This is a genomic window from Methylobacterium sp. Leaf123 (genome assembly GCF_001423405.1).
Classification (GTDB): Bacteria; Pseudomonadota; Alphaproteobacteria; order Rhizobiales; family Beijerinckiaceae; genus Methylobacterium.
This window is the reverse complement of the sequence record NZ_LMNS01000038.1, coordinates 473,718-499,759: the sequence shown is the minus strand read 5'-3', so window position 1 is coordinate 499,759 and position 26,042 is coordinate 473,718. Positions and strand designations below refer to the sequence as shown.

General features: G+C 64.0%; 10 protein-coding genes and 1 pseudogene. 5 read left to right on the top strand and 6 right to left on the bottom strand.

The window, feature by feature from the left end; genetic code table 11:
- The first annotated feature begins 161 nt into the window (after window positions 1-161).
- From ASF53_RS21900 to ASF53_RS25395, 5 genes and pseudogenes are all read left to right on the top strand, one after another.
- Window positions 162-1,322: a DUF6361 family protein gene (locus ASF53_RS21900; protein WP_056203716.1), complete on the top strand. Its 1,161-nt coding sequence runs from the start codon at window positions 162-164 to the stop codon at window positions 1,320-1,322.
- On the top strand, window positions 1,319-3,130 hold the full coding sequence (locus tag ASF53_RS21895) for a phospholipase D family protein (protein WP_056203714.1): 1,812 nt from the start codon (window positions 1,319-1,321) through the stop codon (window positions 3,128-3,130). The genes ASF53_RS21900 and ASF53_RS21895 overlap by 4 nt, the downstream gene beginning before the upstream one ends.
- Window positions 3,127-6,072 (top strand): C-terminal helicase domain-containing protein, encoded by a 2,946-nt coding sequence (locus tag ASF53_RS21890; RefSeq protein WP_056203710.1) that lies wholly within the window; start codon window positions 3,127-3,129, stop codon window positions 6,070-6,072. Before ASF53_RS21895 ends, ASF53_RS21890 begins: the two co-directional genes overlap by 4 nt.
- 1,031 nt (window positions 6,073-7,103) lie before the next feature.
- Window positions 7,104-8,639 (top strand): ISL3 family transposase, encoded by a 1,536-nt coding sequence (locus tag ASF53_RS25400; protein ID WP_082482932.1) that lies wholly within the window; start codon window positions 7,104-7,106, stop codon window positions 8,637-8,639.
- A gap of 158 nt (window positions 8,640-8,797) precedes the next feature.
- Window positions 8,798-9,304 (top strand): annotated as a pseudogene (locus ASF53_RS25395) (transposase family protein); the annotation flags it as partial.
- A 279-nt stretch (window positions 9,305-9,583) separates the two neighbouring features.
- On the opposite strand, the gene drmC reads toward ASF53_RS25395, so the two are convergent.
- From drmC to drmD, 6 genes are all read right to left on the bottom strand, one after another.
- Window positions 9,584-10,345, bottom strand: coding sequence for a DISARM system phospholipase D-like protein DrmC (gene drmC / locus ASF53_RS21870; RefSeq protein ID WP_056203706.1), 762 nt, complete (start codon window positions 10,343-10,345; stop codon window positions 9,584-9,586).
- A complete protein-coding gene (drmB, locus tag ASF53_RS21865; protein ID WP_056203703.1) occupies window positions 10,342-12,183 on the bottom strand; it encodes an MrfA Zn-binding domain-containing protein in 1,842 nt (613 codons plus the stop codon). Before drmB ends, drmC begins: the two co-directional genes overlap by 4 nt.
- Window positions 12,180-16,046 carry a DISARM system helicase DrmA gene (gene drmA, locus ASF53_RS21860; RefSeq protein WP_286134625.1) on the bottom strand — a complete coding sequence of 1,289 codons (3,867 nt, stop codon included), beginning with the start codon at window positions 16,044-16,046 and terminating at the stop codon, window positions 12,180-12,182. Before drmA ends, drmB begins: the two co-directional genes overlap by 4 nt.
- Before the next feature lie 309 nt (window positions 16,047-16,355).
- Window positions 16,356-20,387 carry an Eco57I restriction-modification methylase domain-containing protein gene (locus ASF53_RS26050; RefSeq protein ID WP_156635763.1) on the bottom strand — a complete coding sequence of 1,344 codons (4,032 nt, stop codon included), beginning with the start codon at window positions 20,385-20,387 and terminating at the stop codon, window positions 16,356-16,358.
- A complete protein-coding gene (locus ASF53_RS21850; RefSeq protein ID WP_056203694.1) occupies window positions 20,384-22,366 on the bottom strand; it encodes a DUF2075 domain-containing protein in 1,983 nt (660 codons plus the stop codon). Before ASF53_RS21850 ends, ASF53_RS26050 begins: the two co-directional genes overlap by 4 nt.
- The gene (gene drmD / locus ASF53_RS21845) at window positions 22,363-25,458 is read right to left on the bottom strand and encodes a DISARM system SNF2-like helicase DrmD (protein ID WP_056203691.1); all 3,096 of its coding nucleotides are present in this window, start codon (window positions 25,456-25,458) and stop codon (window positions 22,363-22,365) included. Before drmD ends, ASF53_RS21850 begins: the two co-directional genes overlap by 4 nt.
- Window positions 25,459-26,042 lie beyond the last annotated feature (584 nt).

Below are 26,042 nucleotides of genomic sequence, written 5' to 3'. Positions count from 1 at the left end.
ACTTATTTCTGCTCACAATGCGTAAGTAACTGCGGGATCAGTCTTGAGCAAGAAGTACTTCATTCTAATTCAACACCTCGCCAATCCGACCACTTGGTCTATGCGAGTTTGGTTCGCGCGTCCTCGTCATGCGTAGCGGCGAGCCGGCGATTGGATGGTTTATGCTGTCCGAAGCCGACCGGGCAGCGGCCAACAGGCTGCTTTCCGGCGCCGCGTCGGACGGCACGCGCGACGAGCTCGGGTTCGCTCCCATTCACTTTGCCTTCGCCGATCGCTTCTTTCCGGGGACCTCAGTCCAGCACGCCCAACTTCGATACGTGTTCTTCGTCGCCTGGTCGTATCAGGAGCTGCTGGCCAGCACGGTGGGCAAACGCTTCTCGATCGACGAACTCTTCGAGATCGAGCGGCGCTATTCCGAGCGCCTGATTAGGTCCGCCGAGACGCTGGAGGGGTCCGGCATCTCGGGCTGGATGAAATACCGAGCTAACGAGAGGCCCGTCGTTCGAGCGAGCACGATCTACTGGACCGCGCTTCGCTCGTGGCGAATGGTGGCCCCGGTGGGCGGTCTCGCGGACGCCCCCACCGAGACGCAGCTCCGAAGCGTCTGGCCGCGCCTAGAGACGAGGGAGGACGGCGACCAAGGCCAGTCCAAGGTGGTCGACCTATTCGAGAGCCTGCCGGCACCCCCACCTAGCTGGCGTAACAAGACCGGAAAGCTAGACTTCGCTCTCCGCTCGCACGAGGCGAGCTACCTGCGGACGCTCTGGCGAAGCGCGGGAAGAGGTGGAACACAGCCGCTCCTCAGCAGACTGACCGAGCAAGGCGTGACGGTGGAGTCGCTCTGGTCCGAGACGATCCGCGACGCCGCGACCCAGTCAGATCGAGACGCCCTCGCGTTGGCGGAGAGGGCGGCCTCCGTTGTCTGCATTGCCCGAGCCGCGCACTCTGCGCTCATCGAGCGAAGGCGCAACGACGACCGAGGAACCGAAGACCATCGCCACGCCGACGCTCTGCGCACGCTGATCGAGGAGCATCAGGACATGGCGCTTGACCTCGACGTTTCCGCTCTGCGGGCAGAAACCCACATAGACCGGGGGCTCGAACTCTTCATAAGGACCGTGATGGAGTGGGTGCGCGAGCGAAGCCCGCTCAACGCTATCTCCGCCGCACTGACCCTACGGGAGCGCGAACTGAAGGGCGCGCGGGCCTATCTCGTGAACGAGCGGCGGCGCCGCGACTGGGGGAAGGCGATCGCTACCCCGCTCGATTACAGGTGGCCAGTCGTGCGGGAAATGATCGCGCGAGTCAGGGAAGCGTCGTGACGTTCGGACGCCGCGACGATCGCATGTCGGTTCTCGGCGCCCTCCGGCCCGGCGTCGGGCAGGTAGTGACGCGCGCGGTCGTCACGACCTATTCGCTCGACCTCGTCGCCATGCTCGGCCTCGTGCTCGCGCTGGGTGCCGACGCCGAAAGCGAGTTCGAGGCCTCGCCGCTCGGGCTCGTCAAGGCATTTGACAGGATGCGCGGCAAGCTCCTCGTGCTGCACCAGCTCGGCCGCGTGGTGGCGCCCAGCGCCCACAGGTCGGTGCTTCCTCTGCTCGACACGATGGTGCACGCCGTCGGCGCGAACGAGCGGCGAGCGAGCTGGCACCCGAAAACCGCGCTTGTCAGATACGCGGCCGGGGCAAGCGCGCAGTGGCGGTTCTGGATCGGCAGCCGGAACCTCACGGGCGCGACTGATCGCGACGCCGGACTGGTGCTCGTCACGTCGAAGGATAAGGCGGCGCGGCCCGTCCCGGACATCTCCGGACTGGCGGAGGACCTGCTTGCCGAAGCGAGGCTCAACGGGGAAGAGCTGACCGAGCTAAGGAGCGCGAAGTGGCTGGCACCTCCGGGCGTGGCGGTTCGGAAACTGCTCTGGCGCCGTAACGGGCGTACGCGGCGATTTCTTGAGACCCCGCTGATGGCGCGGGCGGAGCGGGGTTGCGCCGTGAGCCCGTTCGTCGATCGCAGCGGCCTCGCGGAGGTGTTGAAGGCGGGTGCTCCCGAGCTCTCGCTGCTGACGACCGAAGTCGCGGGCACTGGTTGCGGTGCTTTCGAAGGCGTGCGCTGCCGCGTCGACGCCTCGCCCGAGCCAGCGGTGCCGGTCTCGGTCGAGCAGCAGCAGGAAGAGGCGGTCGGCGAGTTCAACGACCCCCCCTCAACGGGGATCCACGCTAAGCTCGTGGCCGTGACAAAGGGCAACCGCACAGCCCTCATGCTGGGCAGCGCGAATCTCACGCGACGCGGCCTGATCGGCCCCAATGCAGAGGCCGTTGCGATACTCGACGTCGCGGATCCGGCGCTGACGCTGTCGCTTTATGATTTTGTGGAGAGCGGCGTCGAGCTGGCGTCGCTGAGCGTCGACACGACTGAAGAGCAGGAGGAGGAGCGCGCGAAGCGCGAACTCGACGACGTGATCAGCGGGTTTCTTGAGGTCAGGTGCAGGCTATCCCATCGCGCGGACGGCTTGTACCTGCTGGTCGCCGAGGACGCGGCCACGACGCTGCGCCTCGCCCGGTTCGACGTGTCGCCATTCCTCGATCCCGATACCTGGGCTGCGATCAGCCTGGACACGCGGTCCCTGCGCCTGCTCTCGAACCCGCCAATCGTCAGCGAGCAGACCTCGCTCGTGAACTTCCGCGCCACCAGCCTCGCCAGTCCGGACGTAAGCAGGACGTGGATCCAGGCTCTGGACGTCGACGGCGTCGACGTCGATCGGAGGGATCGCGCCCTGTTGGCGCGTTACGTCGGCGCAAGCAGGTTCCGTGACTGGCTTCGATCCCTCCTGGACGGAGTCGACGGCACAGGCGGTCAGCGCTGGACGGATCCGATTGGCGGGCGGGGCCAGCGTGACCCCGAGAGCCAGCTAGCGCAGATCTTCACGCTCGAGACGATGCTCGCTGCCTGGGCGCGCGACCACGAGGCGTTCGAGGACCGTGTCAAAGGAATGATGGGAATGCTCGACTCGTTCCAAGAGATGTTCGCGACGCTCCCTCACGGGAAAGAGCGCGCTGCCGCCCTCGCCGACGTGGAGGAGGTCAGGCCCTTCCTTCAGGCGGTTCATGACGCGATCGGTCCCGGCCAATGACGACACTCGCTGAGTTCCAGCGCAGGACCGTGCAGGTCGCGCTCGAACGCCTTGAGGCGGACGGTCCCAGACGCTTCCTCGTCGCCGACGAGGTCGGGCTCGGCAAGACGATCATCGCGCGCTCGGTGGCGGAGGGCCTGCGAAGGAACCGCCGCAGGCTCAACGTGATGTATCTGTGCCCCAGCCTTGAGATCGTCGGGCAGAACCGGCTGAAGTTCGTGTCCCTGACTGGTATCGAGGAGAAGCTCTACCGTCCAGGGGAGGACCGCCTAGCACTGGTTCCAGGTTCGCCGCCCGACGAGGGACTGGGCTTCCGGATCCACACCTTCACACCTGAGACGAGCCTGCCGGGGTGGAAGCCGGGTCCGAGGACGGGCCGGAAGGCCGAACGGGCGCTGATCATGCGTCTGCTCGACCGTTACGACCGGATCAGGATGGTCGTCGAGCGCATGGACCGGGAGCATGTCGGCGACGGGCGCAGGCTACTCAACGAGAAAGCGCCCGACCTCGACGGCTACACTTTCGTCGGCATCGATCAGGCGATGCGCGACGTGTTCCTTTGCCCGACTGGCAGTATCGAGGCTGTAATCGTCGACTGGCTTGGGTGCAAGCACGTCGACATCGGGGAGTTCGTCGGCCGTTTCCGCTCCATCCTGGCGCTGGCGGCGCTTAGGTCGAAGAACGTGCAGCCCGACTTGGTCGTGCTGGACGAGTTCCACCGCTACGCCGACCTTATCATCCCGAAGACGGAGGTCGACGCCAACCCGCTCAAAACTGAGCGTGCCCACGTCCACCGGCTTCTCGTCGATGCACTCCTCGCTGGGGATCAGCCGCCTGCGGTCCTCCTCCTGTCCGCCACCCCCTATCGGCTGAGGCGGCTGAACGGCGAGGAGATGCATCCCGTCGAGCACTACAGGGCGCTGGTCGACCTCGCCGGTTTCCTGGCTAACGACTCCGCTAAAAGCGTCGAGGTGGAAGCGGCGATGCGCGCCTACCACGACGCCCTGAAGACGCCCGGTCAGCCCGGCGAGATCCGCGATGCAGTGCTCGGGGCGAAATCCCGACTCGAAGCGCTTCTCGCACCGCTGATGGCCCGTACTGAACGAGCCCTGGTCCATGAAGAGGACCTCTTCGAACGCGAGGCCCCGAAGATCGACATTGAGGCCGACGACCTCAAGCTGTTCCGCCACTTGGCGGAGAGCGGCGGGTCCGAGTTCGTGGGGTGGGCGCCGCAGATGTGGAGCTCCATCCCCTACCCGGCGCAGACGCTCCACGGCTACAAGGTCTGGAAGTCGCTGTGCGCAGCCAAGCCTCCGCCGTTCGAGGCCGGGTCCGGACGCGGCAAGCCGGCCCACCCACAGTTGCGCGCGCTTCAGAAGATGACCGGTGGGCCACCCGAGTTGAGCCTGCCGTGGCAGCCGCCGACGCTCGGGTGGTGGAAGCTCGAAGGGCCTTGGTCGGCGAGGAGGCCGCAGCCGGGCAAGACGCTGCTCTTCAGCAAGTGGCGCGGCGCGCCCACCTCAATCGCCGCGCTGCTCTCGATCGAGCTCCTCGGCGGCATCAGGCCGGCAGGCACTAAGGCGCCGCCTGCCTACCTGCGGCCGGGCGGCACCGAGAGTGGAGCGCTGATCGCGCTGTTCATGCCCTGGCCGCACCTGTCACACGCGGTTGAGCCCTCGAAGCGAAAGGCATGCACCCTTGCGGCGGTGCGCAGAGACGCGGAAGGTCAGCTCAACGCCTTCCTTCGCGACGCAGGCGTTCGGGTGGATGGAAGGGAGAAGCGCGCGAATTGGCTACTGGCCTGTGGTATCGAGCGGCACATCTCCAAGCGCGGCTACAATCAGGTCGCAGCCATCGCGTCCGATGCGCGCGGAAGGTCGAAGTCTAAGGATTGGCGCTCCTCCGACGCGATCTCCTCCATCTCGCGCGCCGAACTGAAGGCGCTCGCTGACTACCTGCTCTCGGCTCCCGGTGCCATCGTTGCCCGTTGCGCGCGGCGGCACGGGATTCCTATGGCGGAGAAGCGGCAGGTGGAACGAGTGTTCGACTTCTCGTGGAATCGGCTCCGCGGGTATCTTGGACATCGCCTGTTCGCGGAAGTGATCCTCGGCGCATCCAGGCATCGGAGATACACCAACGCGCTCCGGGATGCGCTGCTTAAGGGCGGCTTCGAAGCCGTGCTCGACGAGCAGATGGTGTTGCTCGGGCGGCTGGGCGACGCAAAGGGTCTGGCCATCCTTGAGCAGCTCGGCAACTGCTTGCTCGACCGCCCCAGCCTGGTCCAGTTCCGGCGCGGGAAGAACGTCAAGCTGAGGATACCGGTCCAGGCGGTAACCCCCTTCGCAGGAGGCGAGCAGCGTAAGGTCGGAAAGAAGAAGAGCGGGCGGCTCCGCAGCGATACCCTGCGGCGAGCGTTCAATTCGCCGTTCTGGCCGCACGTGCTGTGCACCACGTCGGTCGGTCAGGAGGGGCTCGACTTCCATCAATGGTGTCGTCGCATCGTCCACTGGGATCTTCCGAGCGATCCGGTGGACTTCGAGCAGCGCGAAGGCAGGATCGCCCGGTACGCGAGCCTTGCGGTGCGGCAGTCGCTAGGAAGACTGCATGGCGAGGAGGCGCTCGTCCGGGCGGGAGCGTGTAGCCCCTTCCTCGCGCTCCTTGAGGTCGCGGGTGAGCAGCCATCCGGCCGGACGGGGCTTGAGCGGTGGTGGCTTCCGGAACAAGGGCGCCCTGTCAGCGTCAGCTTCGACTGGCGCTTCAGCCTTCGCTCGAAGCGAAAGAAGGAGATGCTCCAGGAGCTGCTCTACTACAGACTCGCCCTCGGTCAGCCCGATCCGGAGTCGTTCATGAACATGCTGAAGCGAGTCGGCGCAGATCAGAGGAATCCGCGTGACCTCGCCATAAACCTAGCTGCGATCTCCCGGCCCGAGCGGGCACCTTGATCCACTGACCCCTAATAACGCCCGACCATTTACTTTTGCGAACGCGGCCCATTCACCAACCCAGCCTAAGCCAACCTTCTGGCCTCGACGAGTATTAACTCTAAGCAGCCAGAATGCGCGCCGAGCTCAATGTGCGGTTTTTGGTAATGGGTCGACTCCGTTTTTCCACCCATAGCAGCGGTCAAGCATGCCTTTGTCTGGGGCCGCCGGAATACACCGAGTGCGCCCGGACGCCGTTTTCGAAGAGATAGCCGAAGCCGTTCAGCGCGAAGGGGAGAAGCAGGGTCTCGGTGTTGAACACCGACTGTCCTTCAACCCAAACCCGCAACTCGCGCCCCTCCTTCTCTAACTCCCAGGCGTAGAGACCGCCTTGGGTCCAGGCTGTGTGGAAACGCAGGAACGCCCCAAAATTTTAGAACAATTATCTGCATGGCAGGCATCCAAGCCTCCTGGGCGGCGGTCCGTAAGCATCCGGCGTGCCTATCCCGGTGCTGCGCAGGCTGTTCGAGGGGAGATTCTTCTACCGCTCTTGCGTTTTCACACAACCTCGGTCGACAGGCGCAGGTTGAGACAGGTGTGGGCGGTGAGGTCCTCTGGCTGAAGTGCGAATGTGGGAAGACGTCGCCGGTTTTAATGAGGCCAGTCCCACAACGGGTGTATGGGCTCACCGAGATCCCCGACCCCGCCGACACGAAAGCGCTCGTTTCTCCGGCCGGGGAAACTTAGAGCCCCGTCGACATCCTGGTGAACACATACGACAGCGCCGTGCTGTTCGAGAGGCATGTGGAGCGGTGGTGAAACGCGTTGCACGGTGCAAGTGTCAATCGGCGTCCAATAGGGGTTCATCCGCACTTTCGATGCTTCGGGGTGTCTCGGGCGTTAATCCGCGTGGTGGCCCGAGGGCAGCGCGATGCCGATCTCGAACCCGTCGATGCNAGGGGTTCATCCGCACTTTCGATGCTTCGGGGTGTCTCGGGCGTTAATCCGCGTGGTGGCCCGAGGGCAGCGCGATGCCGATCTCGAACCCGTCGATGCCGTCGGTCCCGGACGGCCTGCACGTCGAGGATCTGACGCTGGATGGAACGGCGCTGCTGATTACCGCCCGGACCACGGCGGCCCAAGCCTCCTGTCGGGTCTGCGGGCGTGCTTCGACGCGGGTGCACAGCACGTATTGGCGGACGTTCGAGGACTTGCCCTGGCAGGACCGGGCGGTGACGTGGCGGGTACAGGTGCGCCGCTTCCGCTGCAGCCATTGCCCGGGTCGGATCTTCGCCGAACGCGTGCCGGGGCTGGGCGCGCGCAAGGCGCGCCGCAGCGACCGATTGGCCGAGGCGCAAACCGATATCGGCATGGTGCTGGGCGGGGAGCCCGGCGCTCGGTTGTCGCGGCGGCTGGCCATGCCGGTCAGCGGCGACACGGTCCTGCGCCTGATCCGCCGCCGCGGGACCGTGCCGTCCGCGCCGCCGCGCGTAGTCGGCATCGACGACTGGGCCTGGCGGCGCGGCCGGTCTTACGGCACCATCGTGTGCGACCTGGAACGGCAGCGCGTCATCGACCTGTTGCCCGGCCGCTCATCGGCGCCGGTGCGGGACTGGCTCGCCGCCCATCCGAGCGTGACCGTCATCAGCCGTGACCGCTCGGGCCCCTACGCCGAGGCCGCGCGCACGGGAGCGCCGGCGGCGACGCAGGTCGCGGATCGCTGGCATCTGCTCGTCAACGCGTCCGAGGCGTTGCGCGGTATCGTCGAACGGCACCAGCCTCAGATCCGGGACGTGGTCCACCGCGGCATGCACGATCGCTCTGCCTCCCCTGACCTGACGGAGACCGCACCCACGCCAGAGGTAAACAGCCGGCGACGCGACCGCTGCGAGACAGCCCTGTGCCTCCACGGCGAAGGTCTGTCGACCAAGGAGATCGCTCGCCGTATCGGTGCGTCCCGCAACGCTGTGCGCCGCTGGCTCCGGGCGGGCCGGTTCATGCCCTACCGTCGAGCCTTAGGTCCGAGCCGGCTCGACTGCCATCTCCCCTTCGTCGAGACGCGCTGGCAGGAGGGCCAGCACAGCGCCACCGTCCTTCACCGCGAGTTGCGCGCGCAGGGCTTCATCGGCAGCTACGACATCGTCCGACGCTGGGCTGCGCGACGGAGGCAGGGTGCGCCGGCCCGACCGCCGGCCGCCCGGATCCCCTCGACGCGCCGCATCACCCACTGGCTCACCTGCGACCCGACCACGCTGTCACGGGAGGATCGCGCCTTCGCCGACGCGCTCTGCATCGCCGCGCCGAAGCTGAAGCAAGCCGCCGAGGATGTACGCGCCTTCGCCGACCTCCTGCGCCAAAACGATCCCACCGGACTGACGCCATGGCTGGAAGCTGCAGCCGCAACCGATCTCGGCGGTTTCGTCGCCGGGCTCCGGCAGGACGAGGCAGCCGTGCGCGCAGCCATCGTCGAACCCTGGAGCAACGGCCCGGTCGAGGGGCAGGTCAACCGCCTCAAACTGATCAAGCGCAGCATGTACGGCCGAGCCAAGTTCGATCTTCTGCGCCAGCGCGTCCTGCATGTCGCATGAACCGAGACCGACAGAGCTTCGGCAAACGATAGCTCAAAAGCAACGAAAGTGCGGATGAACCCCAATAGGGACCCAGGATCGGCGTCCAAAAGGGGCTCTGACTCACTCGCTGGTACCAGCGGCGTTGAGTTTGCGGACATCCACGATGGAGCCGCAGCATGCGCCCCTGCTTCCGGTCGTCGAGCCTCGTACCCGCTGCTTTCGTCGTCGATCATCTCGATAGCGACGCCGACCGAATCGGTCTGGTCGTGAGATCGGGAGCCGCGGTGGCGACCTGCCCAGATTGTAGAGCGCCTTCGCGTCGCATCCAAAGCCGCTACCGGCGCCGTGCCGCCGACCTGCCGCTCGGCGGCCGGCGCGTCGAGCTCCTGGTTGTCGTACGACGTTTTTGGTGTGGCGCGGCTGCCTGCGGGCGCAAGATCTTCGCCGAGCGCTCTCCCGATGACGTCCTGCCCGCCTTCGCGCGACGCACCTCGCGGCTGGAGCAGATCGTCCATCACCTCGGACTCGCACTCGGTGGTCGGCCCAGTGCGAGCCTCGCCCAGCGCCTCAGCCTGCCCGTCAGTCGCGACACGCTCCTGCGCGTCATCCGCCGCCGGGCGACCACAATCATCAGTGCGAAAGGCGTCTACCTCATCACCGACACGCTCACGCACAAACGCCACGTCGGTTCCGCTTATGGGGAGCAGGTCATCTGGTCACGTTAGATGGGATGCGTCCAGTCGGGTCATGGTGGCAATGCAGAGCTGCGTCTCCTCGTCCCGGAAGCGAACCTGGACTATTGCCAAGCCAATTTTCGGTTCGCGCTCCTAAATTATCACCTGCCGCGTGCGCTGGACGACTACATCATCAAGCGAGAGAATTACTGGAAATAGGTTCTGGTGACACGCGGCGCGTTCGGGTTGAACAGGAGTTGAGGCCCCTTCCGGCACTCCGGAGATCCCTCAAACCCGGCGTAGGATCTTCGTGTCGACCAAGGCGTGAAGATGGGAACGGAGGATCGATGGGATGCGGCCACCTTCGATCACCACCCCCGCCTCCATGTTCTTCTCAAGGGCATGCCCCGTCAGATTAGCACTGGTGATGAAGGCCGCTCGCCCATCGGCGACTGCGACCTTGGCGTGGACGCGCCCATCTTGGAACGGATGCCCCCGTTCGAGCCAGGCATACAGGACGGCTCCGGGGACGTGGGTGCGCATCGTCGCCACCGGATCGACGTTCAGGCTGCCACCGTGGGCCGATGAGGATTCCACCAAAATCTTGACGTCGATCCCCCGACCTACCGCCGCGTTCAGCTCTGCCACGACCGATTTGACGTCGTAGGCCACGAAACTCACCATGAAGAGATCCATCTCAGCGCGGCGAATGAGATCGAGCAAGACCTGCTCGGTCCGCCGCATCGCGACGAACGACGTCGTCGGGCCCGTCCACACCAGATCGAACGAGGATTCGTTCCTAGCCTTGGCGTGACCGTGACAAGCGCCGCGCAGGATGCCTGCGACCATCTCTCCCGATACGTCGGCCGTCGCCCATTCCGCCAATAGGTGGTCGAGGACGGCACGTGCCGGGGCGGTCACCACCAATGAACGGAGGTCGACATCACTGCCATACGCCTTAGACGAGACGATGCGTTCCGCGATCAGCTCAATGCGCCTGGCGGGGAGCAGGACGGCGAGCGCGCTAGCGACATCCAAGAGCTCCTTCATTCGATATCCACAAAGAAGGCTGCGTGTGCGTTTTCGAGCGTCGGTACGACGAGCGAGCGATCGAGATGGCGATTGCCGCGCTCACACGAGGTCTCGGATACGAACGAGCAGGCGTGACATGAAGCGCCGTGTAGTGACTGGTCCTTGCTTGGGTCGTGCTCGGAGCAGAGAGGATCGGACGCACAGACGCGCGCGCGATGCAGCGCTTGTCGGAGGAGCCGACCCAGATTCTCGGGACGACCCAGTTCGACAAGACCGCCTAACGTCCCGTCGGAATCCGCCGCCGCCGTGTAGATCAAGAAACCGGCCTGATTGCGATCGTCCTCGACGTCGGCATATATGCGCTCACGGATACTAGCGGCGTTGTAGCCGCATTCGAGTGCCAGCTCGCGTATCAGCAGGTGCGCTAGAGTATGGAGCATGACGTATCGGACTCCGGGATAGCCTTGCGCGGGATCCAGTTTTCGCTTGATGCGCCAGCCCGCATGACCCTGACGGAGACGCGCGTCGATCGCTTTGACAGCGTCCTGGTTCGCCCAGGCCGTCAGAGAAGCGGTGTCGAAGCGTAGGAAGATCCCTTCGCCATGGACCTGGGTCGCCGGGATCCAGCTCGGTGCTTCGCGTCCGAGGGGTGCTTTGATGGTGGGGCCCGCGTCACCGCCTTCGTCCGGCGATTCCACACGTGTGAAGCCCAACAGCGCATTTACCTCGCGTAGCCGCTCCAGCAGCAGGACGCGAGTCAGAGCCGCAAAACCGGTCGGTGCCGCCACCTCCTTGCTCATGAAGTGCGGATAGTCGGTCGGGGGATGGGCTGCCGTCAGCACTTCCCACTCCGGACCCTTGAGATCGCTCTGCGCGACCTCCACTCGCCCGTTGCGATGATCCTCGATCGCCTTCCATAGTTCCTGGCTGGTGACTCCATCAATGCCGGGGAGTTGCCCCGATTTCTTGAGCGTCTTCGCGACGATGCCGGCCTCAAGCTCTGATGCGGCTTCTTCGAAGAACGTCCACCCATCTGCCACCAGCTGCGTCACGGGGCTACTGGTCTGGGGGATCGCGAGCACCGAGAGCGTGACGGGGAACCAGCCATTGGTCGCACCCAACAGGATGGCGCGCGGATCCTGCGTGCAATCGTCGGCAAACCGATCGACGTGCGGATGCCGCCCGCGGCAGCCGGGAAGGTTCTCCTGGCCGGCCTTGCCGAAGGCCTGCGCCATGTTCCGCGAGACGCCGCACCCGTCGCATTTGACCCAGAGGTTCTCGGTCTGCAGCGAGGCGCCGCTCTCGTAGAAGCGCAGATGACCCGTGCAGGCGCTTGGGCCCGAGTGCACGAACCAGTGCCATGGGAAGTCGTCTAGATGGCCGGCGCGACAGGCCATGAGGAAACGGGCGGGTACCGCGTCGGCGTCCCTGGGCGGAAGATCGTTGTTGGACCCCCGGCAGCCTATGTGCACGAAACGCGTCCTCTCGGGACGGCGAGCGTCTCCCTTGAGCGAGAAGAGGCCTGCATCGTAGGGCGAGAGGAGGCCGCATTTTACGCAGCGCAGCCAGCGCGGGAACGGCTTCACGGGCACGCCCACGAAGGCCTCGGCAGAGAATGGGTCGACGACGTCGCGCGCGCCGATCGGCGGCATACGCAAGGACTCCACTTGGGGGCCCATGACGCTACGGACGTTCGCCAGCAGGCGCGCCTCTTGGATTGGCTGACAACGATCCTTCTCCCACCGGTCAATGCCCATGGTCACGACCGAGAGGTTGGGGAGATCGACGAGCGCTCCGGGACCATAGGTCCAGAGCAGCTGGCTGGGGCGGACTTCTCCGACGGGTGTCTTGCTCACGTCCGATCCTCCTGGACCGTGACGCGCGGGCGCCAGGGTGGATCGAAGGTGCTGCGATCGTCCTCCATCACGAGGCGGACCCCGGGCTCGACCTCGCGCATCGACATTGGCACCGTCCAATCGGTCCATGCCGCCACGCCCGGGGCCGTCAGGAGCGGATAGGCCGTCGGGCCGGCGCCGTACCGTTGATAGACCAGCGTGCGGCCGATGACGCCCGATTGATCGGCCCAGTCGTCCGCACGGCTCTTCATCTCGTCCTCCGCCAGAGTCTTCTTGACGGGGTCTTCGGTGACCTCCCAGGTCCGCTCGCCGATGGCGTGCGCCGTCTCCAACATCTCGGTGCGGGTCGGGCTGTTCATCTGGCCGGCGCCGTCGTTCGGTGCGAAGGGCCGGTAGGCATGGCGCATGATGGACAGCATCGTGCCCGTCAGACCCCGATCGAGCGCACGCGGGGAGAAGGGCGTCACCGATTGCGCTTCCACGTGCTGATAGAAGGTCGCGTGAAAGTGCTCGAAAGACTCGTAGTGCGAGAGGTCGCGCGGACGCGCCCAGGTCAGCACCGTCGCCACGAGGCCCGGGAAGGCACGGCCCACACGGCTCGTCGCCTGGATGTATTCCGCCGTGCCCTTGGGCTGCCCATTCACTACCATCACGCCGAGGCGATTCACGTCGACGCCCACCGAGAGCATGTTGGTCGCGAGCACCACGTCGACCGGGATCGGATCGCCTTGTTGCCGGTTCTGGACCCAGCGATCCTTGGCGGCGTCGAACGTGCCGCCGAAGGGGATCTCAAGCTGATCGAGACGTTTCGGGATTTCCTGGCTCGAGACGCGCGAGGTGAGCTCGCCTATGTCCCCGATACGGCGCTGTGCGAGCCCGGGACGGTCGACGAGGCTCATCTCGACACGGAAGGAACGCGTCTGCACGTCGTCCTCGGCCAGGCGCTTCATACCACCGAGTTCACGCAGCGAATTGAAGTAGCCGACCAGCGTCATGTACGGATCGGCAATCGGACCGAACAGATTGAAGAGCGACTGCGACGCCGTGAGGAACGCCGTGTAGGTCCGGATCAGTACCGCCGGGCGTGAACTGCCCGGGGCGCAGATACCCAGATACCGACGGCCGGGGCGCTCGGCGATCGACCGCTGTACCGAGAAGAAATTGTCCTCGACGTCGAGGCCGGATGGCGGGAACACCGAGATCCGCCGCATGAAGACGTTGCGGACCTGATCCTCCGCGCGCCGCACGGTGGCCGTCGAAGCGATCACCTTCGGGCGCACCGTCTTCGCGCCGATCCGCCACGCGCTGAGTGCGTCCACGGCGGTCTCGTAGAGGCCAACCATCGTGCCGAGGGGGCCGCTGATGAGATGGAATTCGTCCTGGACGACCAGATCCGGTGGACGGATCGCACGTGCCGTGACGACGCGGGCCCGCGGATGGCTTTGCCGAGCCGTATGACCTGTGCCGCACTCGTGCCCTGGCCACAGCAGACCGTGCCGCTCGCATTCCTGATCGGCGCGGCCAAACAGGTTCCGGACCTCCGGACGCCAGGCCATCATCGCGAACTTGTCGACGGTCGCGATCATCATGGTCGGCGGACGATGGTAGATCTCTTCGTCGACGACCTTCACCGGCAGGCCCGGGAGGGCGTTAGACGCCGACTTGGCCCGCGTGAAATCGCACTGACCCAGCGGATCACCACAGAAGATCGACGTCCGGCCGACGGTCTTGTCGACATGGATGTCGCGTCCCGGCAGGATCCCGGATCCACACCAGGGACAGCTCGTCAGTTGCGCGGGTGAGGCGACGCCGCCCGGGTTACGGTCCCTGCTGCGCAGGGCCTCCACGGCGGCATGCGCGTCCTCGGTACGGCCGGGCGTCACCTTGTTGCCAACCCAGAGACCCAACGAGAAGGGCTCGGCCCCCCAGCGCGTCGCATCCGCGCGGCGGATGACCTCCATCGCGCAGAGCAGCGTCGTGGCACGTTGGAACTGCTGCAGCGTCAGCAGGCGCAGCGTGTAGCGCATGATCACGGACAGGCCGCGCGATCCGTCCATGTCTCCCAGCATGGGATCCAGCCGGCGCATACCCATCGCGAAAGCCGCAACGCCGAGATACGCTTCGGTCTTACCGCCGCCGGTCGGGAACCAGAGTAGGTCCGCGAAGGCTTCGGCCGGCGACGTGCGGTCCGGGTGCCTGGGATCTGTCAGGGACGGGATCGAGAGCAGCAGGAATGCGAGCTGGAACGGCCGCCAGGAACGATTGCGCGGCACGTCCTCTGTTGCGAGATCGGCCGGGTGACCACGACGACGCTTCAAGGCGTAGATGCTGCGCACACGCTGTGAGGCCATCGCGCTGTTGGCGAAACGAAACGCCTCCAGCGCCTTCGGCCCGGCCAGGAGCACGGACATACCCTCGCGAAGGCGCTTCAGCGTCTCGTCGCACCGATCCAGCACGTCCTTCGCAGCGGTCTCGTAGCCGGCGACGTCGGCCGGCACCCTCGCGCGCTGATCGGCGATCCAGGCCGCGTAGTCGTCGACCAGGCACGACAGTGCCTCGCGTAATTCGTCCTCGGTCATGCTGGCCAGACGGGACATGTCGAGCCAGCCGCGCTCGACCATCCGGCGCATGGCCTCACGGTCCAGAGGCCGCTCCCCGGGTGTCTCCGTCGCGGCGACCTCGTAGGCGGGCATCACTTCCGTGCGGATGGCGCGGGCCTTCGTCGGATCCTCGTCGTCGACGGTTGCGTGGACGGAGATGCCGTGCCCTACCGAGAATTCGACCCGTGCACGATAGATCAACGAGAGCCGATCACGTTCGTCGTCTGCGACCACCTGTTCGGCCGCGGGCCGGCGTCGAAAGATCGCGTCGCCGTGGCCCTTCGACGCACGAACGGCGATCTCGGGCTGAAAGAGCCAGGCCTCGTCCTTGTTCTCGTCCGGCTCGATTTGGCCGTTGACGAGGAAAAGCGTAACCAGCCGTTCGCCCTGGGCGTTGGTGCGCGTTGTGCCCTGCAGAACCACTTCCGGGCGGTCGGGATCCGGATGGAGCGGCCGGATCGGGCCGTCGACCAGCGGGAGGGAGAGCGGGCCGCCCGACGGCACGCGCCGCCAGACCTTGACCTTGGTCTCTTCCTCGACACGCGTCTGTCGGTTCCTTCGCGTCTTCGTAAAATCGTGCTCGCGACCAGGGACGCGTTCGTAACGCCCCCATCGAACGTCGATGGAAAGAGCGGGCACGTCGGGCGCGACACAGAAGGTCATACCGACACTCGACGGGATCAGGGATTGGTTGTTCGAAGTGTCGATCTCGTCGAGCCCATCGTCCTCCGGGACCACGCGTCCCGTCGTGCTCGGAAACTCCGCCCCGGGCTCGTGCGTCGGCGCCCGGCGTTCATCCTCAAGGTCGCCGACTTCGTCGGCCGCCGCAGCGGGCTCGATCCGAGTGACCGTGTCGTCGACGGGCTGTCGCGGAGCTATCTTCCCCACGAGATAGCGATCGCGGACACTCATGTCCTTGATCAGTTCTTTGGGACCGCCTGCCGGCCCTAATAGATCATCACGGACGGCGAGTTCGAGGAGGGAACGGACGTAGTTGGCGTCCTGTATGAGAGGAATCTGATCAGGTGCGGAGATGCCCACTTTAGAGAGGGTGGAGAGGAAGTCGTTCCAGGCGAGTCGTTGAATCGACGATTTGAATGCTGCTAGCCCGAGGTCGGGCAATGATATTGGCGGTGCCAAGGTAAGAGCCTGGTCGCAAAGGATGTCAGTTGCGCCGCTTCTTGTAATGACACGCATGATCCTTCCGATGATCGTGATGTCACTGTCGTTTGCGTTAACGACGATGAAATCCCCAACTAGCAAGGCGTTTCCGGCAACTAAATCTGAAGTTTCGACAGAAATAACGCGGCTTGTAGATACCCTGCCTTTGACTAGCCAGGAATTTCTGTTTCCTTTCGCTTTTTCTTCATTCATTGGTGGTCACTCCCTAGCCAGCGCGTACTTCTTCGACCGAACTCGTTCAAATACTGCAATCGCACCACTCGTCAGTAGAAGTTGCAGCACTGCAGTGAAGTTTGAATTGCTCATTCCAGTCGCGCCGATAATAAGTTGTTTAGACAGCCCGTCTGGCTTTCCCGCCAGAAGGCTCACGATCTGAGCGCTGTCACGCAACTACCCGTCGCAACTGCGATCCAATGCAAGATCCATCTGCCTATCATGTGCGCCACGTCGTGAATTTGGACGTGCGGCGTTTGGTATTTCTGTGGCTGAAAGTCGGATGATCTGTTTGTTCAATACGAGCAATCTACGGACGATTTCAGCTCGCGCAATTTCATTAGGCAGAAAGCGGATGCCGTGGCGCGTCTCTTCAAAATCGTGATTCAGATTTAGATCCGTCCATCCGTATTCGCGCGCGACGGCAGTGTCTAAGGCCACAACAGCACCTCTGAAATCATCTATTTTGTTTTGACGATAGTCCTTATTGTGGACCGCATTGTAGATTTTCGTGAAAGAAATATTATCTTCCGCCACAATTCTGCGTCGAAGAGAGTAGTAATTTTCTGCGGCGGTCTTCAGACCGTCGGTTTCAAGAGAGCCGTTTAGTACACCCCCAGCTCTCAACGACGCTGGAAACGGAAAAGTATCAAAACAGCTAGAGCCGACATATGAAGGTGTGACACCAGTAGTGGAACCCCATTGCAAAGCCCACCACAGGTGAAGCGATGATTGCAGAACGCCGAACGCACTGTATGAATCTATGTCGAATACCTTGGCTTTCTCCGAGTATATATCGGTGGTATCGCCGAATGCGAAAGCCAGATGTTTTGAAAGTTTGCAGCACACCAAATGCCGGTCCAGCTGTCTGACTCGATTGAAAAATGCCTCTCTCCGATCCCAGAATTTCCAAAAGCAGGCTTCATGTACCTGTTTGGTAAGCTTAGATCGATACGGCTTGACGCGCTCTTCCAGTAATCGCCAGCAGGCCTCATACATTCGAGCTTCTGATTCATTTCGGTCCCAAAAGTTAACGACCCACCGATCACCTTTCTGGTCCAGGGCGCTGTTAATGTCGTCGCCGACAATGTATCTGACGACAACTTCACTATTTTCGGGGTTTGCAGAGATCAGACTCTGGGCCTCTGCATGCCCTATTACGAAGCCGATTCCTTGCACCTTCACCCCATCTGAGCACACTCCTTTGTTGCAGGGCAGTTTATCCGGGCGCTCAATCTCGGCGCCCTCTGTAAGCATTGTCGTGATGGCACTGACTCGTCTTCCATCCAACAGACGCTCTCCACTCCAGCTATCACTCACCCAACAGCAAATGATGGCTACTCGAACTCCAGCAGCGCCGGGCCAAGGAAAGGAGGATTGAGCATGTATTGGAGTGGCCTGTTCGAACAGCCGAGTCAGGCCAATGTCTCGGGTTTCGTTCTCGGTTATTGAATCCGTACTGAGCATTCCAAATGCACCGGATTTGCGGCAAATAGCAGATGCTCTTAAGAAAAAATAGATGACAAGATTCAATGTTCCTTTGGTGCCATTCAGCCCAAATTCTTTTATTGCTCGCTCGTATCTACTGCCAAACGTGGAAGATATTTTTCGACCGCCAAGGAATGGAGGGTTGCCCACAACGGCATCGAATCCAGGGCGGTCGCGACTGAAAACCTCAGGAAATTCCAAAGGCCAATGAAATGGCTTTCTACCGGAATTAGAGTTCATGTCTGTAGTCAGGTCGGAATCAGAAGATAATATCAGTCGATTGATAGTAGCAGGATCCCCGATGGTCGCAGAATCGGCTTGAATGGCTAAATGGCCCATCCTTTGGATGTAATTTGACTTGTTTGCTTCCTTCAGCGCAATCCCACAAATCGCGTTCGCGATAATTGTGGGAAGCGCAATGTCGATTCGACTCTGCCGATCCAAGGCTGATATCGCTTCAACATCTTTGATGTCTCTTACCGCGATCAAACGCAAGTTCGAGCGTCCAGCAATGGCTCGCTCCACACACGCTTCGATCGTTTTTCCAAAAAGGGTATGTTGTATTTGATTTCTAGGATCGTCGCTCAACGTCAAGAGCTGTTTAATATCGGTTATGCCGAATATACTATCTCCAAAGCGCAAGTTATGATCGAGAAATCCAAACGGACGAAACTTGGATAGTGTGGTCAACCAGAGGGAGAGCTTGGCCAGTTCGACTGCAATCGGGTTTTGATCGACACCGTAAATACATTTCTCCGCAATCAGTTGCCGAGCGATAATTGCGCGTTCCTCAAGGGAGTTCGAGAGATGGGCGGATGACTGATCCGTTGAAACCTGATCATCGACGTAACCGGCAGTGGCCTCGTGGTTCGACCATGCTTCCACGAGCCTTTCGGACAACCAGCGGCATACTGCGACTAGGAAAGCTCCAGAACCCATCGCCGGATCGCAGATCTTCAGATCCAGCAGTTGCTCCGGCGTCTTGAGGCGCCATTCCGCTTCTGGCTTGCCCTCGCTAGGGCCTTCGTAGGCAAGTGGTGTCAGCGTTGCGCGGACGATTCTATCGGTCAGGCTCTTTGGCGTGTAGTGCGTACCGCTATCACGGCGGTCGGAGCCCAATGCGACCACGAACGAGCCGGGATGCAGGACGAGTGGATAATCCCATGGGTCCGATCGAAGGAGTGAGGCATAGGGTAGGATCCTGTCACGAAGTACGACGTCGCCTCGGCATACCGTGAGGAGACGGGCGACCACGCCGTCCGACACCGGGCGGCCGATACCGTTCCGGATCGCAAGCTCGGAACGGCCGCTGCGCTCCTTGATGAGGGCGACTACCTTGGCTTGGCCAACTAGCCGGGCGGACTCCAGCTCCCCCAGCCCGACCCTCGGCGTGCGAGCGCCCACGGAAGCTTCGAGTTCCAACGTTACGTCGTCGACCCGTACGACGGTGCGTTCGAGCAGGCCTTCGTAGACGTGGCCGATCTGCTCGACGTCCAGGGCGCGGTAGGAGAGCGTGCGGCCTTCGAAGGTCTGGATGGCCTCTAAGAGGAGGAGGACAGTCCGATCGTCGATCGGGAGCGGCTCCGCTGAATCGGTCCGCCAGCTCGTATCTGTCGCGCGGCCTTCCAGGAACACGTAGCGATCGGGATCGAAGAGCGAGCCACCAAGTGCAGGGAGGCGAAGGATCGGATGTTCGATGCCGCCATAGACGGCGCGGAACAGGGCCAGCAGCCTCGACCAGGCGGAACGGCGTCGCTCAAGTATCTCTTCGGAATCCGCGCGAAGCTGCATCCGCAGCGTCGAGAGCGCATAGAAGCGATCGTAGCGCTCCTCTCCGAGGAGCAGCAGACCGCGCTCTTCCGCCGCGAGCAGGAAGACGAGCCGCATCATCACGGTGAGGCCCGCTTCGTAGAGGGTGCGAGGCTCGACGTCGCGTAGAAGTTCTCCGTTGCGATCCTGGTTCGCTCGGTCGAGTGCCTGGACGAGAACCTCGACGGCCTGGCACACCTGGTCGCCAAGGGCGTCCGTCACCTTGTCTTGATGCGTGAGTGACCGCTCGTAGAGCTTGGTGAGCTTGGCGTCGGAGTGCCCGAAGAACCGGCGGATCCCCAGGAGGCTGGCGAAAGCGCGCAGCGTGTCCGGCTCCTGTGCCCAAAGGCGCGCATACCAGCTGGCGAACCCCGTCACCCCGTCGGCCGGGACGTGGACCAGGAGCCAGCGTTCGCCATTCGTGACTAGACCCAACGCACAGCCGATCGCGCGGAGCAGTGCGACCATGCGGTCCTTCGGTGTGGTCGCCCAGCCGTCGAACCCTCGCGTGGCGTCGAGGTCGACGTCGGGTGCGAAGACGTGGATCGCCAGTAGGAGCGCGTCGGATCCTGGTTCCACGACCGCGATGTCGGGACCGAAGGTGACGCCATGCTCGGGGAGCGTGGCGGAGATGGCCGCCGGAACCGCGCTTCCTATTCGCACGACCTGAGGGTCCAACTCGAGCGCCGTGGCGAGGACCTCGTCGATCCAGGCAGCGTGCAGAGCTTTCAGATCAGGATCGTCCACGTCGACGGCATCGCGCCATTCCTCGTAGGTCGCACGGAGGCGCTGTGGCTTTCCCTGTTCGAGGGCGTCCAGCCCTTGCGGGAAGACGTCGTCGAGCACCGGAGCGGCCAGGAACGGGCCGGAGACCTCGATGAGGCCGAGCCATTCGTGACGCGATCTCGTCATGTCACTACCTCGGACAATTCAGGCACGCCCGCCTCGTACAGCATCAATGCGACCCGGTCGAAACGATCCGGATCGCGGGTGGGATCGGTCGAATCGCCGGGAGGGACCCAGATGATCATCCCGCGACGCGCGCGCGTGAGCAGGACACGATACCGGTTCGCGACGTAGCGGCGCTCCGCGTCGCCATACACGTTCTGCCACTTCGATCCGCGGAATTTCCGAGGCTCCCAGACGTTCCGCGCGGGGGTGGGTGTCAGATCAGCGCCCCAGCACAGACAGACCCAGTCGAGTTCGAGCCCCTGGCATTCGAACTCCGAGGCCGCGACTTCGAGCCTTCCGCTGGCGCGTACGTCCTCGTCCAGGGCAAGGAACCACTTGTCGAAAGCGTAATCCATTCGGAATGCGCTCGACGCTTCGATGCCATGGGCGCGGAGACGCAGATCTTCCGACGTCGAGACGAGGCCGATGCGGAGGTCCGGATCGAGTGCCTTCTGGGCGCGCAGCCACGCCTTCGCCTGCCCGAGATCACGTGTGAAATGGCAGGGGAAGGCGGCGCCCGGTGGGAAAGCCACGCGCGCAGCCTCGACGTCCAGATCCAGCAGGCGGTCCACCCATTCGGCCCAACGTTCGGCCCGGTGGCTCCGAACGCCCACGGCGAGATGCGCGTCGGGTTCGGCACGGACCGATACGTTCGGTGGCGGATCGCCTTCGAAGAGACGATGACCCGCGACGCTGGACCCACCCGCCAGCACTTCGGGCGATGCGATGACGCGCCAGGGTCGTTCGCGCGTGGCGAGGGCGTTGCCCCACTCAGCGAGCCCGGCCTCACCGAGATAGATCTCTTGGCCACCGCCCACCAGCGCGACGATCACCGCCCAGTCCGGCAGACGCTCCATCACGCCGAGGAGCAGTTCGGCCTCGGAGGCATCGACGGCCTGCTTGCGCTTCATCTGTGCGCGGTCCCAGGCTCGTTGGGCCTCGTCGAAGACGACCACGTGTTCGTGCGGACGTTCGGCCGGGTTCTCCCGGTGGAAGCGCAGGAACTGGTGAACGTTCTGGATGAACGTCGTGATCTCACGCTCGCAGTCGCGCCGCCGATCGCCCTTCGCGACACGGTTCATCACGAGGGCCTCACGCACGATCTTCACCAGCGGGCCGTTACCAGAGAGGAAGATACCCGTGTAACCTTCGGACCCGCGCACACTCGGATCATGGACCACGTCGAGCCCCGTGAGGGTCTTTCCTGCGCCGGGGATCCCCGTCACGAAACAGACGAGGTGCAGGCTGTTCGTGCGGGCCTGGTCGATCGCTTCCGCGATGAGCGTGACAGTGCGATCGAGATTGTGGGCGTGACGGTGCGAGAGCTCTCGTACCCCGTGACCCTCGTAGAGACGGACGGCGGCCTCGACGACGGTGGGTGTCGGGCGATAGGCGGAACCCATCCAAGCAATCGGATCGATCGGCAACGCATCGACGGACGGCGCACGTTCGTCCTCGACCGTGACGATCGCGGCGAGGTCGCGTCCGTTCGTGCGGATGGGATCGAACATTCGCGAGGTCGACGTATCCGGCGCCTCCGTTGCGCATAGGATCGGCACGATCCGGCGCCCGTGGGACTGGGCATGGAAATCACGGATGTCGAGCGCATAGGCGCTCGTCTGCCAGCACGATGCAGCGTCGAATGCATCGGCGCCGACCTTGAACTCGATGACGAAGATGGTGTGCGGGCTCAGCAGGATACAGTCGGGCCGGCGAGCACGCCGTGGGAGCTCGTATTCGAGGACGATGAACCACTCTCGGAATCCGGGCGCGCCCAAGGCCGCCTTCAGGAGACGGACCTCTCGGCGCCACGCGTCGATCTGTGTGTTGCGGTGCCGGTCGATCCCGGTCGCGGCGACCCCATCGACGAGGCGCCCGACGATGGCATCCTCGTCGGCCGTGATAAATTCCCGCAGAGTTGAAGCGTAACCGTGCGTCAACGTCCCTCCATCGTGCAGAGGGAGCGTGGCATCAGGAGGATCACGGCCACCGGGAACGTGTGCTCGGCGACGTTCGCATGCCGATCCTCGATCGCACGGGCCTCCTGCTCGCGTTCGAGCGGGATCCGCGCCAATCGAGCTTCGAGCGCCACGCGGTCGCGCCGCAGCTGCAGGCGCTCGTCCTCAGAGAACAGCGACAATTGCTCGGGCTGCCGCTGGGCGATCAGCTCCGCATTCAGGGTGCGTTCGAGATCGTCGAGGACCTGCCGTACGTCGTCGATCTCGGCGCGCCGGCGTGTGTCGAGTGTGTTCCCGAGCGACCGAAGCCGATCCTTCGAGCGCGCCTCTACCGCGCTAAGGATCGCGCCGCGATGCTTCTCGAAGCGGGTGCGCAGGGCGTCGAAGGTGCCCGGTGCGAGGGTGGCGGGGGTCGAGGCGTCGAGCCAATCTCGTACTTCGGTCACCCGCTCCTCGCGACGGAAGGATCCATCGCGCAGGTGACCTCCCGCCTCGGTTAGCTCTTCGTGGAGACGATGGTGATTGCCACCCGTCACAACGAGGCGAGATGCCACGACGACGGCTGGCCCTTCCAAGCGATCGTCCGGTAGGGCGCGGATGGTCACACGGTGCAGCTTCTTGGCGTCGTCGCGCTCCCAGATCTCGGCGCGCAGCAGCCGGAGGCTCATCTGCACGAGCCGATGGTTGAGATGGACGAGGACGACGTCGTCCCGCAGGCGGGCAACCTCGTGATCGAAAGTGATCGGGCGGACCGCACGGGTGAAGGGATGCTCCAGCCCCTCAAGGCATCTGGCCCAGGATCCCGAGAGTTCCGGCATTCGGAAGACCGTGCCGTCTGGTGACCCTGCCAGCGTGACGGGTTCGAGATCGGGCTTGTCGGCGATGCGGAGCGCCGTACGGACGGCACGTTCGATGTGGCTGGGTGCCAGACCCTGCTCCCGGCGCGTCTGCGACAGGCGATCGTGCAAGCGGCCGATGCGCTCACGCAGGTCGCGCTCTACTTTGTACACGCGCCGAGCGCGCTCCATGCGCGCCTCCGCGTTCCTTGTATCGAGCTCCCGGCGTCGGCCTTCGAGCAGTTCAGGCAACTGCGGAGCGATCACGGGGTTCACGCTCCCCATGTCGGCACGCATCGCGTCCAGCTTGCGCAGGGCGCGGAGGATGTCCTCGCCCCGTCCGCCACGCTCGTCCACCGGATGCCAGATGACGACTTCGCTCGCGCGCTGCCCGTGACGGTCGATGCGGCCGTTGCGCTGTTCCATCACGTTGGGATTGTAGGGGATCTCGAGGTGGATCAGGCGGTGGCAATGGTTCTGGAGGTCGATGCCCTCCGACGCCGCATCGGTCGCGAGGAGGATCCGGACCGGCGATTGGGCGGGGTCGGCCTGGAACGCCGCTTTCACCGTCTCGCGCTCGTCCGGATCCATACCGCCATAGATCAGCGCCAGACGCTCGCCGGCCAGGCCGTGCGCCGCCAGGATCTCGTGCATCCAGACCTGGGTCGTGCGGTATTCGGTGAAGAGGATGACGCGCTCGTCGGTCCAGCGCCCGTCCTTCAGGAGGCTACTACGTAGCCACGCGATCACGGCGCGCGCCTTAGCATCCTCCTTGCGTGCTGCGGATCCTGCCCAGGCCCGCAACCGGCTCAGCATTCGACGCTCGCCATCCGAAGGTGCGCGTGCCTGGCGTCCGGCCTCTTCGAGTGCGTCGGCCTCTGCCGCCTCCTTCGTGGCGTCGTCCGCATAATCCTCTTCGGTCCTGGCGATCGCGCGTCGCAAGATGCGTTCGTCCATGCGATCGGGACCGCCACGCGCGGCACCGTGACCCTCGATCGTCGCGACGTGTCGTTCTAGCGTCGAGGCGAAGGCCGCAGGCGACGAGGCCAGGCGCTTGCGCAGTAGTTGATGGACGAAGCGATCGACCGCACGCGCGCCTTCGGTGCCGCCTTCTCGCGAAGTTACGTACTCGTCGAGCACCTCGCGGATCCCAGCTTCTCCGTCGTCATGATGGACCGGTAGCGGCTCGAGACGGCGCTTGGGGTAGATGGCTCGCCCGTCGGCATCCAAAAGCTCGCTCTTGAGGCGCCGCACCATGACGCGCGCGAGCTGCGCCTCACTGGGCATCACACCACGTGCGAAACGTTGATCGTCCAGGAGTTCGAGGAGCGCCGTGAAGGACTCTGTATAGCCGTCGTGCGGCGTCGCCGTCAGGAAGAGCTTGTGTTGGAAATGTGGGGCGATCAGGCGCACGAGGCGCGTGCGCAGGCTCTCGACCGCGTAGCGGCCGACCGTCGGAGCGACGTTGTGTGCCTCGTCGACGATGAGGAGGTCGAACCTACGCGGATGTTCGATGCGGCCCGGCAAGGCGTCCCGCAGCAGGCGAAGGCCCTCGCCCTGTTTCGCCCAATCGATGGAGGCGATCAGACGGGGGAAGGAACTCCACGGATTGGCGTTCAGCCCACGTTCGCGGCGAAGCAGGCGAACGTACTCCGTGTCGACGATGCGGAATTCGAGGCCGAACTTCTCCTGCATCTCGCTTCGCCACTTCTCTTGGAGGGAAGCGGGGCAGAGGACGAGCGCGGTACGGGCTCGGTGCCGGAGCAGCATCTCCTGCAGGACGAGGCCGGCTTCGATGGTCTTCCCTAGACCGACGTCGTCGGCGATCAGGAGACTGGTACGCGCCATGTCGATGGCACGGACCAGGGGATCGAGCTGATAGTCCTCAATGCTGACGCCGCTCCGGAACGGCGCTTGAAGGTAGCCACGGTCGGCATTGGTGGCGGCGCCCCAGCGCACGGCGTCGAGGAAGGCCTGCAGTGTCGCGTCCGGATCCACGCCAGTAATGCGCGGCAGCCCGCCGCGCTCAATGACGTGCGCGCCGGGTTCGAGCTCCCACAGGACCTCAATCTCCTCACCGAGCGCATCCTCGTCGATGGAGGCGAGCCGGACGAAATGACGCTTGGGTAGGTCGGGCGAAATGGCGGCGGCGTCGATGTCTGAGACGAGCCACTGGCGCCGCCGGACCTCGACCAACTGCCCCGGCTCGGGAATTGTTCGATGCGCGATGGTCGTCATCTCCGCCGCTCCGTCTTCGCGCGGTCCACGACGACCTCGGCGATGCGTTCCCCGGCCTCGTCGACCGACTCGTGTTCCCAGTCAAGCGGACGGGCGCCGAGTCCCAGGCCGCGATCCAGGTGGAGGAAGCCGACGTGATGACCCGGCAGCTCCACTCAGGCGGCACGTCCCGCAAGATGATGAAGGAATGATCCGCCGTGCGACGAGTTGCACCAAAGCATCTTAGAGTGCAATTGCGGCCCGTCTCGGCTTTGGCAACGGAGCCGTCCACGGCACGCTGAATCCGAAAACCTGATCCGTCCCGTGCAACACGTTGCACTACGCCCATCAGCCCGTCCTCCTAGCATGGTCGCGCAGGTCGAAGGCGTTGCACCAGCGCAGTAGGCCGTGCGGGTCGGGCCACCATGAGGGGTGGCGAGGGTGGCGTCGAAATAAATCCCGATTGGGACGGTGCAGGGCGGGGATGTCTTCGGCTCGACGCGATTGCGCGAGCGTGGGCCGATGCGGATCGAGCGGTAATCAACCATGCCCTCGCGGCCTTGCTCGGAGCGCATCGCCTGGGTCAGGCGGGTCGAGGAGAGCGG